At 66.6% G+C, this 16,667-nt stretch carries 12 protein-coding genes; 6 read left to right on the plus strand and 6 right to left on the minus strand.

Annotation, left to right across the window (positions count from 1 at the left end):
• The first annotated feature begins 64 nt into the window (after positions 1-64).
• From INR38_RS02655 to INR38_RS02665, 3 genes are all read left to right on the plus strand, one after another.
• Positions 65-1,381 (plus strand): DUF3422 domain-containing protein, encoded by a 1,317-nt coding sequence (locus INR38_RS02655; RefSeq protein ID WP_097201498.1) that lies wholly within the window; start codon positions 65-67, stop codon positions 1,379-1,381.
• A gap of 157 nt (positions 1,382-1,538) precedes the next feature.
• Positions 1,539-2,336: an SDR family oxidoreductase gene (locus INR38_RS02660; RefSeq protein WP_199960315.1), complete on the plus strand. Its 798-nt coding sequence runs from the start codon at positions 1,539-1,541 to the stop codon at positions 2,334-2,336.
• Positions 2,337-2,522: 186 nt separating this feature from the next.
• On the plus strand, positions 2,523-5,273 hold the full coding sequence (locus INR38_RS02665; protein ID WP_207442108.1) for an EAL domain-containing protein: 2,751 nt from the start codon (positions 2,523-2,525) through the stop codon (positions 5,271-5,273).
• On the opposite strand, the gene INR38_RS02670 is transcribed toward INR38_RS02665, so the two are convergent.
• On the minus strand, positions 5,248-6,150 hold the full coding sequence (locus INR38_RS02670) for a DMT family transporter (RefSeq protein ID WP_207442107.1): 903 nt from the start codon (positions 6,148-6,150) through the stop codon (positions 5,248-5,250). The two genes, INR38_RS02665 and INR38_RS02670, sit on opposite strands and share 26 nt — an antisense overlap.
• A 136-nt stretch (positions 6,151-6,286) precedes the next feature.
• Between INR38_RS02670 and INR38_RS02675 the strand changes: the two genes are divergently transcribed.
• Both INR38_RS02675 and INR38_RS02680 read left to right on the plus strand, forming a co-directional pair.
• Complete coding sequence (locus tag INR38_RS02675; protein WP_207442106.1) at positions 6,287-7,267, plus strand: quinone oxidoreductase; 981 nt, start codon at positions 6,287-6,289, stop codon at positions 7,265-7,267.
• Complete coding sequence (locus INR38_RS02680) at positions 7,264-8,088, plus strand: NUDIX domain-containing protein (protein ID WP_123690533.1); 825 nt, start codon at positions 7,264-7,266, stop codon at positions 8,086-8,088. Before INR38_RS02675 ends, INR38_RS02680 begins: the two co-directional genes overlap by 4 nt.
• Positions 8,089-8,094: 6 nt before the next feature.
• Here INR38_RS02680 and INR38_RS02685 read toward each other — a convergent pair whose 3' ends face one another.
• From INR38_RS02685 to INR38_RS02700, 4 genes are all read right to left on the minus strand, one after another.
• Positions 8,095-9,759 (minus strand): Na/Pi cotransporter family protein, encoded by a 1,665-nt coding sequence (locus tag INR38_RS02685; protein ID WP_013800898.1) that lies wholly within the window; start codon positions 9,757-9,759, stop codon positions 8,095-8,097.
• A 263-nt stretch (positions 9,760-10,022) separates the two neighbouring features.
• Positions 10,023-10,538: a signal peptidase II gene (gene lspA / locus INR38_RS02690; RefSeq protein WP_013800899.1), complete on the minus strand. Its 516-nt coding sequence runs from the start codon at positions 10,536-10,538 to the stop codon at positions 10,023-10,025.
• A gap of 20 nt (positions 10,539-10,558) precedes the next feature.
• Positions 10,559-13,414 carry an isoleucine--tRNA ligase gene (gene ileS, locus INR38_RS02695; RefSeq protein WP_207442104.1) on the minus strand — a complete coding sequence of 952 codons (2,856 nt, stop codon included), beginning with the start codon at positions 13,412-13,414 and terminating at the stop codon, positions 10,559-10,561.
• 105 nt (positions 13,415-13,519) lie between these two features.
• Positions 13,520-14,569: a bifunctional riboflavin kinase/FAD synthetase gene (locus tag INR38_RS02700; protein WP_197944122.1), complete on the minus strand. Its 1,050-nt coding sequence runs from the start codon at positions 14,567-14,569 to the stop codon at positions 13,520-13,522.
• Between the two features lie 157 nt (positions 14,570-14,726).
• On the opposite strand from INR38_RS02700, the gene INR38_RS02705 reads away from it, so the two are divergent.
• A complete protein-coding gene (locus INR38_RS02705; RefSeq protein ID WP_180318914.1) occupies positions 14,727-15,335 on the plus strand; it encodes an HNH endonuclease in 609 nt (202 codons plus the stop codon).
• A gap of 7 nt (positions 15,336-15,342) precedes the next feature.
• On the opposite strand, the gene INR38_RS02710 is transcribed toward INR38_RS02705, so the two are convergent.
• Complete coding sequence (locus INR38_RS02710) at positions 15,343-16,659, minus strand: methyltransferase domain-containing protein (protein ID WP_207442100.1); 1,317 nt, start codon at positions 16,657-16,659, stop codon at positions 15,343-15,345.
• Positions 16,660-16,667: the final 8 nt, after the last annotated feature.

The raw sequence follows: 16,667 nt of genomic DNA on the forward strand, positions 1-16,667 counted from the left end.
CCCGGATGCCTGGGAGCCGACGCGCCCGTGACTGCACAATAGCGCGCAGTCTTTCGAGGTCACGATGTCCCCACTACTGTCATCCCAGCACCCGCAGCGCGTGCTGCTGCACAACGAGATCCACGCCCGCCCCGCCGAGGAGATGCAGGCGCCGCTGGCCATCACCCACGTGGTGATGCTCACCGATGCGGCCCAGCGCGAGGCCAGCCGCGCCCATGTGGCCACCCTGCTGCGCAACCACCACCTGCCGCCGCCCGATGCGGCGACCACCCATGTGCTGATCGACCTGGGCGCCTTTCACCTGCGCTGGGAACTGCACACGGAGTTCGTCTGCTGGACCTTCAGCAAGCCCATGTCGCAGGCCGGCATGGACGATGTGCGCGAGCCCGAAGCCGCCATCGACTACGTGCCGCGCGACTGGCTGGCGGCCTTGCCCGGCCAGTGCCTGAGCGGCCTGCACCTGTGGGCCTTGCAGGAGCAGGCAATCAATGAGCCGCATCTGGTGCGCCACCTGCTGCAGGAAGACACGCTGGTGGGTGCGCGCGTGGCCGGCGATGCGGGCAAGGTCTACACGGACTTCGCCATCCATGCCGATGGCTTCTCGCGCATGCTGCTGCTGGCCGGCGAGTCATTGTCGCCACGCCGCCTGGGGCGGCTGGTGCAGCGGCTGCTGGAGATCGAGACCTACCGCATGGCGGCCCTGCTGGGCCTGCCGGCAGCCCGCCAGGCCGCTGCCGTACTGGCCACGGCCGAGCGGGATCTGGCGGCCCTGGCCCATTCCATCCGTCTTGCCGACCGCGATGCCGAGCCGGCACTGCTGGATCGGCTGACACGCCTGGCCGGGCAGGTGGAGAGCGAGTACGCCACCACGCATTCGCGCTTTTCCGCCAGCGCGGCCTATTTCGAACTGGTGGACAAGCGCATTCAGGACATCCAGGAATCGCGCATCGACGGCATACAGACCATCCGCGAGTTCATGGACCGGCGCCTGACGCCGGCGCGCAGCACCTGCGAATGGGCAGCGCGGCGGCAGAACGCGCTGTCCGAGCGCGTCTCGCGCGTCAGCAGCCTGCTGCGCACGCGGGTGGAGATCGAGCAGCAGCAAAGCAGCCAGCAGTTGCTGGGCGCCATGAACCAGCGCCAGGACATGCAGTTGAAGTTGCAGTCCACGGTGGAAGGCCTGTCCGTGGCCGCCATCACCTACTACTTCACGGGCCTGATCAGCTACCTGGCCAAGGGCGCCAAGACGCTGGGCTGGCCCTGGTCGCCGGAGAGCACGGCCGCCGTCGCCATTCCCGTGGTGGCACTGGGCGTATGGTGGTCGCTGCGCAGGCTGCACCACAGATTGTTCCGTGGCCAGCACGGGTCCGGCACGCACTGAAGGGAGCTCCCGCAGCCCCGCCCATGCGCCTGTGTTCCCCTGCACCGGCGTTTTCGCGTTTTCACACGTTTGGCGTGAAAGCATCGAAGCCTCGCGCACAATGTGCGCTGCCGTTCTGCAAGGATCGAGCAAGGCTTTTTTTGTTCAGGAGTGAGACATGGATCTGGGAATCGCGGGCAAGTGGGCCCTGGTATGTGGCGCCAGCAAGGGCCTGGGCTTTGGCTGTGCCAAGGCGCTGGCGCAAGAGGGCGTGAACCTGGTGATCAATGCGCGCAATCCCGAGGCCCTGCAGGAGGCTGCGTCCAGCCTCGCCGCCCTGGCGCCGCAGGTGAAGGTGCTGGCCGTGGCGGCCGACATCACCACCGAGGAAGGCCGTGCCGCAGTGCTGTCGGCAGCCGGTGGCCCGGGCGTGGATTTCGACATCGTCGTCACCAATGCCGGCGGCCCGCCGCCCGGTGATTTCCGCGACTGGGACCGCGCGGCCTGGCTCAAGGCCGTGGACGCCAACATGCTCACGCCCATCGAGCTGATCAAGGCCACGGTGGACGGCATGGCGGCGCGCGGATTCGGCCGCATCGTCAACATCACCTCCAGCGCCGTGAAGGCGCCCATCGACATCCTGGGCCTGTCCAATGGCGCGCGCAGCGGCCTCACGGGCTTTGTGGCGGGCCTGGCGCGCAGCGGCATCGCGGCCAAGGGCGTGACCATCAACAACCTGCTGCCCGGCAAGTTCGACACCGATCGCCTGCGCACCACCTTCACGGCCGCCGCCAACAAGAGCGGCAAGAGCCTGGACGATGTGCGCCTGGTGCAGCAATCCCAGGTGCCGGCCCGCCGCTTCGGCACGCCCGATGAATTCGGCGCCATCTGCGCCTTCCTGTGCAGCGCGCACGCAGGCTACATGACGGGTCAGAACATCCTGCCCGACGGTGGCCTGTACGCAGGAACCTTCTGATGCGCCGGTGCACTGCCTCCATGAACGGGTCCAGGGCCGGCAAGGCCCGGGAAATGGTCCCTTGCATGGTTGCGCAGTGCCGAGCGGTCCATGGGCAGGAGCAGCCTTGAAAGTCCCGTTCCTGCATCGTGGCCAGCGGCCCTGCCGCAGCCTGCCCATTCCAAACGCCATGCAGGGAGCCCGGAGATGACGGGCCAGCCCCATCAGACGGACTGGGCGGCGGCCGACCCCGTCCGCGCGCCAGGCCCGGCAGCGGCCGCAAGCCCTGCGGGCATGCGCCATACCCTGGCGCTGATGCTGGTGCTGCTGACGGTGGCCCTGGCGGCCGCCATGGTCTGGCTGCTCAGCGGCATGCGGACCACGGCGCAGGAGGAGGCTTCGCTGCGCCTGGTGCGCTTTGTGCTGGGCACCGAGGCGGCCATCAGCCGCAGCCTGGAATCCCTGGATGCCCTGGCGCTGGGCGTGGATGAACTGCTGGGTTCGCGCAACCCCGCATCGGCATCGCAGCCGCAACTGCAGGAAATGCTGCACACCATGGTGCGGCAGAACACGCTGGCGCAGCGCGCCTCGGTGCACGATATCCAGGGCCGGGAACTGGCCGCTTCGGGCGATGGCCCGGTCATCGACCTGCCTGCGCAGGCCTGGGAGCGCCTGGCGGGCCAAAGCCGCTCCGAATTGCTGGCAAGTCCACCCTCCGTCGCGCCGCAGGTGCCGGGTGGCGAGCGCATGCTGTACCTTGTGCGACCCCTGAGCCGGGCGGAGCAGGGCGGCTATGTGCTGATGCAGGTGCCGGCTGCGGCGCTGGGCGCCGTGCTGGCCCAGGGCGGCGTGCTGGACGGCCTGGAGGTCACGCTGGAGCAGGGCAGCGGCGAGCTGCTGCTGTCCATGCCCCAGTATGGCGATGTCGCCGCTGTGCGGCTGCTGCCGACGACGTCGCAGTTGCCGTCCAGCGGCGTCATGCACATGGCCGCACGCCTGAGCCGCGTGCCCGCCCTGGTGGCTGCGCATCCGCTGCCCAAGGGACATCTGTGGGTCACGGCCAGCCTGCCCATGTCCTCCGTGCTGGCCGGCTGGCGCGTGGCTGCCTGGCTGATGGTGCTGGCCGTAATGATCTTCGGCGTGCTGCTGGCCGTGCTGGGCTGGACCGTGCACCGCTACATGGACCGCCTGCATGCCGCGCGGCGCCAGGCCCAGCGGTCCGAGCAGTGGCTGGACCAGGCGCTGGACAGCATGGTTAGCGGCTTTCTGCTGCTGGATTCGCAGCAGCGCGTGCTGCGCTGGAACCGCTGCTACGAGGAAATGTTCCCCTGGCACGCGGACCAGCTGGAGCCTGGGCGGCCCCTGCAATCGCTGCTCGATTCCTGCCCCAGCGCCGTGGGTCTGGCGGCGGCGCCGGCGCAGGCCGACGAGGCCAAGGACCTGCACCGCCAACTGGTGCTGCGGCCTGGCGTGCCCTTTGAGCAGCAACTGCCCAGCGGCCGCTTTGTCCAGATGACGGCACGGCTGGCCGCCGAGGACGGCGTGGTCATCACCTACAACGATGTCACCGATATCCGGCTGGCCACCGCCGAGATCGAGAGCCTGGCCTTCTACGATCCGCTGACCAGCCTGCCCAATCGCCGCCTGCTGCTGGACCGCCTGGCCCAGGCCACGGTGCTGGCCGCACGCGAAGGCTGGACCGGGGCGCTGCTGTTCCTGGACCTGGACCAGTTCAAGATGCTCAATGACACGCTGGGCCACGAAGTGGGCGACCAGCTGCTGCAGCAGGTGGCGCACCGCCTGCGCAGCGCCGTGCGATCTTCGGACACGGTGGCGCGCCTTGGGGGGGATGAGTTCGTGGTCATGCTCTGCGAGCTGTCGCACGAGCCTGCCGAGGCGGCCACGCTGGCCCAGCGCATTGGCGAGAAGATCCTGGCGCGGCTCAACCAGTCCTATGTGCTGGGCGCCCACCTGCACCGCAGCGCCTGCAGCATTGGCGCCACGCTGTTCGGCCGCCAGCCGCAGTCGGCGGCCGAGCTGCTCAAGCAGGCCGACATCGCCATGTACCAGATCAAGGCGCGCAACGGCAGCGGCCTGTGCTTCTTCGATCCGCAGATGCAGGTGGAAATCCACCAGCGCGTGCGCATGGAAGGCGACCTGCGCCAGGCCCTGGCGCAGTCCCAGTTCGAGCTGCACTACCAGCCCCAGTTCACGCTGGCCGGCGAGGTCATAGGCGCCGAAGCCCTGCTGCGCTGGCGCCACCCCGAACGCGGCCTGGTGCCGCCCGGCATGTTCATTGCCGTGGCCGAGGAAAGCGAGATCATCGTGCCGCTGGGCATGTGGGTGATCCGCACGGCCTGCGAGCAACTGGCGATCTGGCAAAAGGATGCGCGGCTGCGCCATCTGCAGGTGGCCGTGAATGTCAGTGCCCGCCAGTTCCGGCACCAGGACTTTGCCTCCCAGGTCATCGAGCAGGTGCGCAATGCCGGCATTGCGCCCCATCTGCTCAAGCTGGAGCTGACCGAGTCGCTGGTGATCGAGAACGTGCAGGAGTCCATCGACAAGATGAAGCAGCTGCGCAGCCATGGCGTGTGCTTTTCCATGGACGACTTCGGCACCGGTCACTCCTCGCTGACCTATCTCACCCAGCTGCCGCTGAACCAGCTCAAGATCGACCAGTCCTTCGTGCGCCACCTGGGCTTGCGCCATACCGATGACGTGATCGTGCAGACCATCATCGGCATGGCGCGCAACCTGAACCTGGATGTGATCGCCGAAGGCGTGGAGACCCTGGAGCAGCGCGCCCTGCTCGCGCACTACGGCTGCGAATACTTCCAGGGCTACCTGTTCAGCCCGCCCGTGCCCATACGCGCGTTCGAGCAGTTGCTGGCCAAGGTGCCCGTGCGCACCGTGGCGCATGGCCTGCCAAAGGCTATGCCCGGCGCGAAGACACCATGATGCCGCCCACGATGAGCGCGAAGGCCAGCCCGTGGTACAGCTGCGGCGTCTGGCCCAGCAGCGGAATGGACAGCAAGGCGGTGAACAGGGGCATCAGATTGCCGAAGAAGCCCGCCACCGCAGGGCTGCTGCGCTGCACGCCCAGGCCCCAGAAGCGATAGGCCAGGATGGCTGGCCCGATGGCGATGAACAGCAGGGCGCCCAGCAGCGGCCACCCTGCCTGAAGGTGAAAATGTCCCGATGCGGCCTCCAGTCCCGTGAACAGGCCGGACCACATCAGGCCGAAGACCATCTGTGCCAGCAGAAAGCCCGACCAGTCCGCGCGCAGCTGTCCTGACACGCTGGTCCTGGACAGCAGCCACGTATAGAAGGCCCACAGGATCGTGGCCAGCACCATGAACAGGTCGCCCGGCACCAGCTGCAGCTGGCGCAGTACCTGCGGATCGCCGCGCGACAGCACCACGGCCACGCCCAGCACCGACAGCGCGGCCCCCAGCAACTGGCGGCGGCTCACGGCAATGCCCCAGCAGATGCGGCCCACGGCCAGCATCCACACCGGCATGCTGGAGCCGACCAGGGTGGCATTCAGCGGCGTCGATGTTTTCAGCGCCAGGTACAGCAGGGCGTTGTAGCAGCCGATGCCCAGCAATCCCAGCAGCGCGAACTGGCGCCACTGCGGCCAGACGGCGCTGTCCCGGCGCAGCACCCATCCCGCCAGCGGCAGCAGCAGCATGAAGGCAATGGCCCAGCGCAGGAAATTCAGCGCGAAGGGCGAGATCAGGTCATGGACCATGCGGCCCACGATGGCATTGCCGGCCCACAGCAGCGGCGGCAGCGTCAGGATGGCGGCGGTGGAAGGCTTCAGCGGCTGGCTCATCGGGATCATCCGGCTTTCGGGCTCGCCACTATAGGCGTTGCGCGCTCTTTGCGCCGACCATGCGTTGCCGTGTTCCGCGAGGCGGGCCGAAACATGGCACGATGCCGCTCTTGTCGCTTTTTGCAGGAGTGCTCCCATGGGTATTGCAGTGCAGATCCGCCACAACGGCGGCCCCGAAGTCCTGGAGCTGGTGCAGGTCGCCGTGGGCGAGCCCGGGCCAGGCGAGGTACGCATACGCCACCATGCGGTGGGCCTGAACTTCATCGATGTGTACCAGCGCTCGGGCCTGTACTCGCTGCCCATGCCCTTGAGCCTGGGCATGGAAGGCGCAGGCGTGGTCGAGGCCGTGGGGGCCGGCGTGGAGCACCTGGGCGTGGGCGATCGCGTGGCCTATGCCAGCAATCCTCCGGGCAGCTACAGCGAAGTGCGCGTCATGCCCGCCATGTGCGTGTGCCGCCTGCCCGAGGCCATTGCGTTCGAGACGGCTGCCGCCATGATGCTCAAGGGCCTGACCGCCCAGTACCTGCTCAAGAAATGCATTCCGGTCGAGGGCCTGGAACCGGGTGATGCCGTGCTGTTCCATGCGGCGGCCGGTGGCGTGGGCCTGATCGCCTGCCAATGGGCCAGGGCCCTGGGCCTGCAGCTCATCGCCACCGCAGGTTCGGACGAGAAGTGCGCGCTGGCCCTGGCCAACGGTGCAGCCCATGCCATCAACTACCGCAGCGAGAACTTCGCCGAGCGCGTGCAGGAGATCACGGGCGGCCAGGGTGTGAAGGTGGTCTACGACAGCGTGGGCAAGGACACCTGGGAAGGCTCGCTGGCCTGCCTGCGGCGCTTCGGCCTGTTGGTGAGCTTCGGCAACGCCTCGGGCCCCGTGGCGCCTTTCGCTCCTGCCGTGCTGGCGGCCAAGTCGCTGTATGTGACGCGCCAGACCCTGTTCTCCCACATCACCAGCCGCGAGGCCACCCAGGCGATGGCCGACGATTTGTTCGCCGTGGTGGAAAGCGGTGCCGTGAAGATCCATATCGACCAGCGCTATCCGCTGGCCGAGGTGCGCCAGGCACACCTGAACCTGGAGGCGCGCAAGACCACGGGCTCGACCATCCTGCTGCCATGAGTGTGTCAAAGCACCTTGCCGACCCGGCCGTGAAGGCCTGGCTGGACCGCCTGCGCGCCGACACGCGCCAGCCCGCGCTGCAGCCGCGCCGGCCATTGCTGGTGGTGGGGCAGGAGACAGGTTCGCTGGAAGACGGCCTGGCCGCGCTGCTGCCGGACGATGTGATGCGTGCCCACGGCGTGGCACTGTGCCTGCAGGCCGGCCAATGGCATCTGCAAGGCCAGGGCGATGCCACGGTCCTGCTCAACGCCCTGGCCCGGGTGCTGCGTGCCACGGGCCACAGCGGCCCCTGGCGCGACGAGCAACTGGCCGTGTGCAACGTCCAGGGCCAGCGCATTGCCACCGTGGAGCGCGGCGCCGTGCGCCCGCTGGGCATTGCCACCCAGGCCGTGCACCTGGTGGGCGAGACGGCCGATGGCCGCATCTGGGTGCAGCAGCGCGCCGACAACAAGCCCACCAACCCCGGCATGTGGGACACGCTGATGGGCGGCATGGTGGCCGCGTGCGATACCGTGGCCGAGGCCGTGGAGCGTGAAACCTGGGAAGAGGCCGGCCTGCGCGTGGCCGAGCTGCAGGGCCTGCGCCATGGCGGCCATGTGCTGTTCGAGCGCCCCAGCGACGAGGCCGAGGGCCGGGGCTTCATGCGCGAGCGCATCGACTGGTTCGGCGCCACCGTGCCGCCGGCGCTGGAGCCCGGCAACCAGGATGGCGAGGTCCAGGCCTTTGCGCTGATCGAGCGCGACCAGCTCGTCGAATGGCTGCTGCAGGGCCGCTTCACGCCCGAGGCCGCCCAGGTGCTGGCGGCCTGGCTGGGCTGGTGAAACGCTTCAGCGCGCCGTCTTGTTCAGTGCCGATTCCTTGAGCCGGCTGGGCGCCAGGGCGCCGGCCGATTCGAGGATGGGGTAGGCCACCGAGCACAGCAGCGAGTTGATGCGCTTGAGGTCGCTGATCAGGTCGATGTGCAGCGAGCTGGTCTCTATGCTGGAGACGGTGTTGTCGGACAGGCGCGCCAGGTGGGTGGCCGAGTAGGCCAGCTCCAGGTCGCGGAAACGCGCCTTTTCCTCCAGCAGCTTCTGCGCCTCGCGCACATTGCCGTTGAGAAACACGCTCATCGCCAGGCGCAGGTTGTCCAGCAGGTGGTGCAGCAGCTCGCGGATCTCCTGCGTGCCGGCCTCGGAAAACTGGCGGCCCTTCTTGATCTTCTTGTCCTCGATGTCCAGCAGCACGCGCTCGATGATGTCGCCGATCTGCTCCATGTTGATGGTGAAGCTGATGATTTCCGTCCAGCGCTGGCCCTCGCGCTCATCCAGTTCGGCGCGCGAGATCTTGGTCATGTAGTACTTGATGGCCGAGTACAGGTCGTCCACCGTGCCTTCAAGCTCGCGCAGTTCCTGGGACAGCTTGAGGTCGTCGGTCTCCAGCACCCGCTGCATGCCGATCAGCATGGACTCGACCATGTCGGCCTGGTGCAGGGCCTCGCGCGCGGCGCAGGAAATGGCCAGCGACGGCGTGCTCAGCGCCGAGGGGTCGAGGTGGCGGGGCCTCAGCAGGCTGGTGGAACTGGCCTCGGGCTTGGGCAGCAGGGCCGTCACCCAGCGCGCCACGGTCTGCGTCAGGCCGATGAAGCACAGGCTGTTGAAGATGTTGAAGGCCAGGTGGAACAGCACGATGTTCTGGCCCTTGCCGTCGATCATCGGCATCACGTAGGTGGCCCACAGCCCCAGGAAGGGCGCGACGATGGCCACCCCCATGATCTTGAACAGCATGTTGCCGATGGTGACCTGGCGCACTTCGGTGCTGGACTTGGCCGTGGTCAGCACGGCCACCAGGCCGCTGCCGATATTGGCGCCCAGCGTCAGGCCCAGCGCCACTTCCATGGGAATCGCACCCGAGCTGGCCATGGCCGCGATCAGCAGCACGATGGCCAGGCTGGAATAGGCCATCACGGCCAGCAGCGCACCCAGCAGCAACTCCATGAAGATATCGCTGGTGACCGAGCCCAGCAGGGTGCGCACGGCGGGGGCTTCCAGCAGCGGCTCGGTGGCCTCGACCACCAGGCGCAGCGCCAGCAGCATCACGCCCAGGCCGATCAGCACGCGGCCTATGCGCCCGGCCGTGGTGTCCTGGCGGGTGATGAACAGCACCACGCCCACGAAGATGAACAGCGGCGACAGCCAGGACAGGTCGGTGGAGAACAGCACGGCCATCAGCGCCGTGCCCACGTCGGCGCCACGCATCACGGCCAGCGCGGCCGGCAGCGAGATCAGGCCCTGGCCCACGAAGGCCGAGGTCATCAGCGAGGTGGCCGTGCTCGACTGCACCAGCGCAGTCACACCCAAACCCGACAGCGCAGCCGAGAAACGGTTGCTCATGCTGTGGGCGAGCAGGTCGCGCAGGTTGGCGCCGAACACCCGCAGCACGCCGGTGCGGACCATGTGCGTGCCCCAGACCAGCAGGGCGATGGCGGCCAGTAGATTGAGTAAGTGCTTCATGTGCTGTGAGCGGAGAAGCGGACCAATATAACCCCGGTCCCGGCTTGCGCGCAGGAGAGTCGGCCGCATGAGCGCACAGTTTGGTGCGAAATAAAGAAAATTGTAGAAATAAAACGAATCAAAAAGAATTTCGGTTGACCAAAAACGCACTCAGGAAAACCCGAGGAGAAAGCCCGTCGGCACGCAGTTGCCGGCAGCCTCCATGAAAAAGCCCCTCGCAGGAGGGGCTGGGCTGGCTGTCGTGGCGTGCGCCGCGGCGGGGATCAGGTTCTTTTGGCCCGCCGTGCGCGCAGCACCTCGTCCAGGATCAGCAGGCCCGCGCCCACGCTGATGGCGATGTCGGCGGCATTGAAGGCCGGAAAGTGCGAACGGCCCCAGTAGAAGTCCAGGAAGTCCACCACGTAGCCGTGCTGCAGGCGGTCCACCACGTTGCCGATGGCGCCGCCCAGGATGCTGGCCAGCGAGAAGCAAAACAGCTTCTGCCCCGGATGCTTGCGCAACTGCCAGACGATGAGCAGCGTGGCCGCCACGCCGATGCCCACGAACAGCCAGCGCTGCCAGCCGCCCGCTCCGGCCAGGAACGAGAAGGCGGCGCCCGTGTTGTGGGCCCGCACGATGTTGAAGAAGCCCGTGATCGGCGTCCAGTCGCCCAGCTGGTAGGCACCAAGGATCCACTGCTTGGTGAGCTGGTCGATGGCGATGATCGCCAGCGACCAGGCCAGCCAGGGCCAGATGCGGCTGTTGCGGGATTCGGGGACCGCAGCAAAGGTAGGGGTCATGGCAGCGCCTCAGGGGTTGATTACGCCTTGTGGCGCTCTTCGCCAGCACCGTGCAGGTTGCTGTCGCAACGGCCGCACAGGCTGGGGTGCTCGGGGTTGATGCCCACGTCGGCACGGTAGTGCCAGCAGCGGTCGCACTTGGCATGGCTGCTGGGTGTGACGGCGGCCTGCAGGGCCTCGCCTGCCAGGGCCTCGGCCGCCGAGGTGATGAAGACGAACTTCAGGTCGTCGCCCAGGCTTTGCAGCAGGGCCAGGTCTTCGGGCTGGGCCGAGACACTGACTTCGGCCTGCAGCGAGGAGCCGACCCGGCCTTCGGTGCGCACGGCCTCGATGTCCTTGTTCACCACGTCGCGGATCTCGCGCAGGCGCGCCCACTTGGCCAGCAGGGCCTCGTCACCGGCCGGCAGGTCGGTGTAGGTCTCCAGGAAGATGGACTCGCTGTCGCCGAAGACCTTCCAGGCCTCTTCGGCCGTGAAGGACAGGAAGGGCGCCATCCAGCGCAGCATGGCATGCGTGATCTGGTGCAGGGCGGTCTGGGCGCTGCGGCGGGCCAGGCTCTTGGGCGCGCTGGTGTACAGGCGGTCCTTGAGCACGTCCAGGTAGAAGCCGCCCAGGTCTTCCGAGCAGAACAGCTGCAGCTTGGCCACCACGGGGTGGAATTCATAGACCTTGTAGTGCGCCAGCAGCTCGGCCTGGAACTGGGCCGCGCGGGCCAGGGCCCAGCGGTCGATCTCCAGCAGCTCTTCGGTGGGAACCGAGTCCTGCGCAGCATCGAAGTCGCTGACGTTGGCCAGCAGGAAGCGCAGCGTGTTGCGGATGCGGCGGTAGGCATCCACCACGCGGGCCAGGATCTTGTCGTCGATGCCCAGGTCGCCCGAGTAGTCGGTCGAGGCCACCCACAGGCGGATGATCTCGGCGCCCATCTTGTTGCTCACGTCCTGCGGGGCGACGGTGTTGCCCAGCGACTTGGACATCTTCTTGCCCTGGCCGTCCACGGTGAATCCGTGCGTCAGCAGGCCGCGGTAGGGCGCGCGACCGAAGATGGCCGAAGCCAGCAGCAGCGACGAATGGAACCAGCCGCGGTGCTGGTCATGGCCTTCCAGGTAGAGGTCGGCCTCGGGGCCCTGGTCGTGGTGCATGTCGGCGTGCGTGCCGCGCATCACGTGCCAGAAGGTGGAGCCGGAGTCGAACCAGACTTCGAGGATGTCGGTGCTCTTGGTGTAGTGCACGGACTCCTCGGCGCCCAGGATGTCCTCGGCCGTCACGCGGCTCCAGGCCTCGATGCCGCCCTGCTCGACCATGGCGGCCGCCTGGTCGATGATCTCCATGGTGCGCGGGTGCAGCTCGCCGCTGTCCTTGTGCAGGAAGAAGGGCAGGGGTACGCCCCAGCTGCGCTGGCGCGAGATGCACCAGTCGGGACGGCCGGCGATCATGTCACGCAGGCGGGTCTTGCCGTTCTCCGGGTAGAACTGGGTGTGCTCGATGGCTTCCAGCGCGATCTGGCGCAGCGTCTGCGCGGGCTTATCGCCGGGCTTGGTGAACACGCCCTCGCCCTCGTCCATGCGGATGAACCACTGGGCTGCGGCGCGGTAGATCACGGGCGTCTTGTGGCGCCAGCAGTGCGGGTAGCTGTGGGTGATGGTCTTGGTGTCCATCAGGCGGCCGGCCAGCTTGAGCGCGTCGATGATGGCGGGCGTGGCCTTCCAGATGTGCTGGCCGCCGAACAGCGGCAGCTCGGGTGCGTAGACGCCGTTGCCCTGCACGGGGCTCAGGATGTCTTCGCGCGTCATGCCGTTGTTCATGCAGCTGTTGAAGTCGTCCACGCCATAGGCGGGGGCCGAGTGCACGATGCCGGTGCCGTCATCGGCCGTGGCGTAGTCGGCCAGGAACACGGGCGAGACGCGGTCGAAGCCCTTGTCCATATCGGCCAGCGGGTGCTTGAACTGCAGGTGGTCCAGCTTCCTGCCCACGGCGGTGGCGACGACCTGGCCTTCGAGCTTCCAGCGTGCCAGGCACTTCTCGACCAGGGCCGAGGCCACGATCAGCAGGCCGCGCTCGGTGTCCACCAGGCTGTATTCCAGCTCGGGGTTGACGTTGAGCGCCTGGTTGGCGGGGATGGTCCAGGCCGTCGTCGTCCAGATGACGATGAAGGCTGGCTTGGCCAGCGAGGGCAGGCCGAAGGCGGCCGCCAGCCTGTCGGGCTCGGCCGTGGGGAACATCACGTCCAGCGTCTGGCTTTGCTTGTCGGCGTATTCGATCTCGAACTCGGCCAGCGAGGAGCCGCAGTCAAAGCACCAGTACACGGGCTTGAGGCCGCGGTAGACGAAGCCGCGCTCCATGACGCGCTTGAGGGCGCGCAGCTCGGCGGCCTCGTTGGCGTAGTTCATGGTCTTGTAGGGATGGTCCCAGTCGCCGAGCACGCCCAGGCGCTTGAAGTCCACCATCTGCTGGGCGATCTGCTCGGTGGCGAAGGCGCGGCTCTTGGCCTGCATCTCGTCGCGCGGCAGGTTGCGGCCATGCAGCTTTTCGATGGCGTTCTCGATGGGCAGGCCGTGGCAGTCCCAGCCCGGCACGTACAGCGCGTCGAAGCCTTCGAGCTGGCGGCTCTTGACGATCATGTCCTTGAGCGCCTTGTTCACCGCATGGCCGATGTGGATCTTGCCGTTGGCGTAGGGCGGGCCGTCGTGCAGGATGAACTTGGGCGCGCCGTGGCGCGCGTCGCGCAGCTTCTTGTAGAGCCCCTTGTCCTCCCATTCCTGGACCCAGCCCGGCTCGCGCTTGGGCAGGTCACCGCGCATGGGGAAGGGCGTGTCGGGCATGTTCAGCGTGGCGCGATAGCCCGCATTGGCGTTGGGAGAGACTTTCGAATCAGACATGGAGAACCTTGAAAGCAGGCCGGAGCCCGGACCGTCTGGTCCAGGCACGGAAAAAGGGGAGGGAAGCCTGGTGCGCACCCGCGCCCGGGCAGGTGACGGAGAGCGTCAAATTCGGTCGCGCGTGGTCTGGCGACGGGTCTCGGTGTAGATGGGCGTGTGGATGGTGGCGAAGAACGCGCGCGCGTCATCGCAGTCCTTGGCGATGCCGGCGGTGAGGGCGTCGAGACTGTCGTACTTCAGCTCGTCGTGCAGTTTGTGCAGAAGTTCCACGCGGATGATTTTACCGTAGGCCTCTTCGCCTCCCGGCGCGCCGGGCCAATCGAGGCAGTGGGTTTCCAGCAGGACGCGCCCGCCGTTGACATCCGTCGGGTCCAGGGAAGGGCGCACGCCGAGGTTGGCCACGCCGCGCAGCGGTCGTTCATTCAGACCATGGACCAGCACGGCGAAGATGCCGCTGGCCGCAGGCTTCCAATGGTTGAAGCGCAGGTTCAGCGTGCGAAAGCCGTCGCCCGCGCCCTGGCGGCTCTCGGCCAGGCTGCGGCCCAGCTTGCGGCCGTGCACCACATGGCCGGAGATGGTGTAGGGATGGCCCAGCAGCCGCGCTGCGTCCTGCATGCGCCCCTCGGCCAGGGCTGCGCGCACATGGGTGCTGGACACGCGCAGGCCGTGCACCTCGTAGCTGTTCATGCGGGCCACGTCAAAGCCCTGGCGCTGGCCCGCCGCATCCAGCATGGCGTAGTCGCCCGCACGCTGGGTGCCGAAGCGGAAGTCGTCGCCAACCAGCACGTATTTCGCGCCTAGGCCCGCCACCAGCACTTCGTCGATGAAGGCCTGCGGCGACTGGCTGGCCAGCGCCTGGTTGAAGGGCAGCACCACGGTCTGGTCCACCCCGCAGCGCTCCAGCTCCGACAGCTTGTCGCGCAGCGTGCCTATGCGCGCCGGAGCGATTTCAGGCCGTCCCAGGGTCTGGGCGAAGTAGTCGCGCGGATGGGGCTCGAAGGTCAGCACGCAGGTGGGCACACCACGCTGTGCAGCTTCGGCCGACAGCAGGGCCAGCATGGCCTGGTGGCCGCGGTGGACACCATCGAAATTGCCGATGGTCACGGCGCAGGCCGATTCCCGCCCTGGATGGTTGAAGCCTCGAAAAATCTTCATGGGACGCTTTGTTTTCAATAGCGGCTGGCACGCGCGCAGCCAGCGCAGGCTGTCAATCCGACATGGAAACAGAGTATATTGCCTCGATAAGGCCTGCCTTGCAGGCCCTGTGCACTGGCTGCATTCCCGTTCACTTTGGTGTCAGAGGAGGCGTGTCGTGAAGGTCTTGAAGCTGTCGGCCCAAGGGCTGCCCCAATCCTGGATCACGCTGGAGCAGGCGGCGCTGCATTACGCGGCGGACGATGTGCGCTGGGAGTCCGGCGGAGAGGTCGCCTGTTTCCGCGGTGGTCACAATGCCGTCACGGGCTGCCAGTCGGTCATCCACATCAACAGCATCATCGGCACGCGCGGGGCGCCTGCCATCAATCCGCACAGCCTGCAGCCGGGCCTGACCAATGGCAAGCTGTTCGCACGCGACCGCTGCATCTGCGCCTATTGCGGCCGCGTGTTCCATGAAAACGACCTCACGCGCGAGCACATCGTGCCCATCTCCGCAGGGGGAGGCCACCAGTGGATGAACCTGGTGACGGCCTGCCGCTCCTGCAATCACCGCAAGGGTGCCCGCACACCTGAGCAGGCGCGCATGCCGCTGCTCTACACGCCCTATATACCCAGCCTCTGGGAAGACTTCATCCTGCGCAACCGGCGGATCCTGGCCGATCAGATGGAGTTCCTGCTGCTGCACGTGCCCCGGAGTTCGCGCTGGGCACGGGACGGCCTCGCCGAGGGCGGTGGTGCGCCCACGCACGAGGTGGCGTGGGCTTGATGGCCGGTCAGGCAGCGGTCTTGGTTGCCGTCACGACAAAGCCCTGAACCGGCTCGCCACCTTCCTGGCGCAGCACCAGTTCTTCCGTCGACACACTGAAACCGGCTTGCTTGCACATCGCTTCGATATGGCTGCGCTTGTGGGCGTAGCGCTGGCTGGGTTGCAGCACCAGATCGGGACCGTCTTCTGGGGCGGTTTCGCAGGAGAAGATGAACTCGCCACCCGTCTTGAGAATGCGTGCGGCATTGGGAATGACTGGTTGAGAGTCGCCAATGTAGACCAGTACATCCAGGCAGGTAATCACATCGTATTCCTGGTCTGGTGTATTGCTCAACGCGTCCAGCAGGTTGACATGGTGAAAACGGTCATAGATGCCATGCTTGGCTGCTTGCTCGATCATCTTGAGAGAGCTGTCGACACCAATCAGGTAACCCTGCATGGTGCCAAGGCAAAGCCCGAGCAGGCCGGTGCCACAGCCCAAGTCGAGCACATTGACGTCTTTTTCCGGATGACGTGCGATCAATTGCTGCGCCACCAGTTTGGGTAGTTGGTAGCCCAATCCCTGGACCAGATGCTGGTCAAACCTATCTGCCATGTTGTCGAACAGGGCCCGGTGCATTTCCTCTGGCAGATGTGCAGGAGTCGTTCCCTTCGCCAATGCTGCGTAATACGCCAGCGTTTCATCTTCTGGGAATTTCTCTTCCAGGATACGGATGTCATCCAGGGCTTCAGCGGCTTGACCGTGCGTGACGGTGTGCTTTACCCGTTCCATTCTGTATGGCGGTTGCAGGGGATGCTCCTGCACCAAGGCATCCAACAGCTGCGCGGCTTGTGCATGCTCTCCCAGGTTGCCCAGGTCGCGGGCCAGATGCAGGCGCAGTGTGGCATCGCCCGGATGCATTTCAAGGCCTCGGTGCAAATGCTTGACGGCCATCTGCAGATTCCCGGCACGGTGCGCAATATCGATCACGCCAGCAAGCACCTGGGAATTGTTGGGCTCAATGCGGGAAACTTTTTCTGCCAATTCAATCGCTGAATCGAACTGACCATGCCTTGCGCGAAAGAGCGCTGTCTCCAGCAAGCCCGGGCCCCACATGGGAGCCAGTTCAAGGCATCGTGCGAAGGCTTGCTCGGCCTTGGCGTGGTTCCCTGCCTTTTCAGCCATCAGTCCGCCCAGCATGAAGACGCGAGCGTCACTAGGCACTTGGCGATGAGCCTTGTTCAGAGTCTGGGCGGCTTTTTGCAGGTCGCCTTTCGCGATCTGCTGGCGAGCCATTTCCAGGTGCTTGCGGTTGATGTCGGCGGGGATGGAAGTAGCGCTCATGGACAGGT

The organism is Delftia sp. SD018, from assembly GCF_017355445.1.
In the GTDB taxonomy this organism is placed as follows: Bacteria; Pseudomonadota; Gammaproteobacteria; order Burkholderiales; family Burkholderiaceae_C; genus Comamonas; species Comamonas acidovorans.

Coding starts and splice junctions, on each gene's coding strand:
- INR38_RS02680 (WP_123690533.1), top strand. CDS start 7,264: ATGAGTGTGTCAAAGCACCTTGCCGACCCGGCCGTGAAGGCCTGGCTG.
- INR38_RS02660 (WP_199960315.1), top strand. CDS start 1,539: ATGGATCTGGGAATCGCGGGCAAGTGGGCCCTGGTATGTGGCGCCAGC.
- INR38_RS02675 (WP_207442106.1), top strand. CDS start 6,287: ATGGGTATTGCAGTGCAGATCCGCCACAACGGCGGCCCCGAAGTCCTG.
- INR38_RS02655 (WP_097201498.1), top strand. CDS start 65: ATGTCCCCACTACTGTCATCCCAGCACCCGCAGCGCGTGCTGCTGCAC.
- lspA (WP_013800899.1), bottom strand. CDS start 10,538: ATGACCCCTACCTTTGCTGCGGTCCCCGAATCCCGCAACAGCCGCATC.
- INR38_RS02670 (WP_207442107.1), bottom strand. CDS start 6,150: ATGAGCCAGCCGCTGAAGCCTTCCACCGCCGCCATCCTGACGCTGCCG.
- INR38_RS02665 (WP_207442108.1), top strand. CDS start 2,523: ATGACGGGCCAGCCCCATCAGACGGACTGGGCGGCGGCCGACCCCGTC.
- INR38_RS02710 (WP_207442100.1), bottom strand. CDS start 16,659: ATGAGCGCTACTTCCATCCCCGCCGACATCAACCGCAAGCACCTGGAA.
- ileS (WP_207442104.1), bottom strand. CDS start 13,414: ATGTCTGATTCGAAAGTCTCTCCCAACGCCAATGCGGGCTATCGCGCC.
- INR38_RS02685 (WP_013800898.1), bottom strand. CDS start 9,759: ATGAAGCACTTACTCAATCTACTGGCCGCCATCGCCCTGCTGGTCTGG.
- INR38_RS02700 (WP_197944122.1), bottom strand. CDS start 14,569: ATGAAGATTTTTCGAGGCTTCAACCATCCAGGGCGGGAATCGGCCTGC.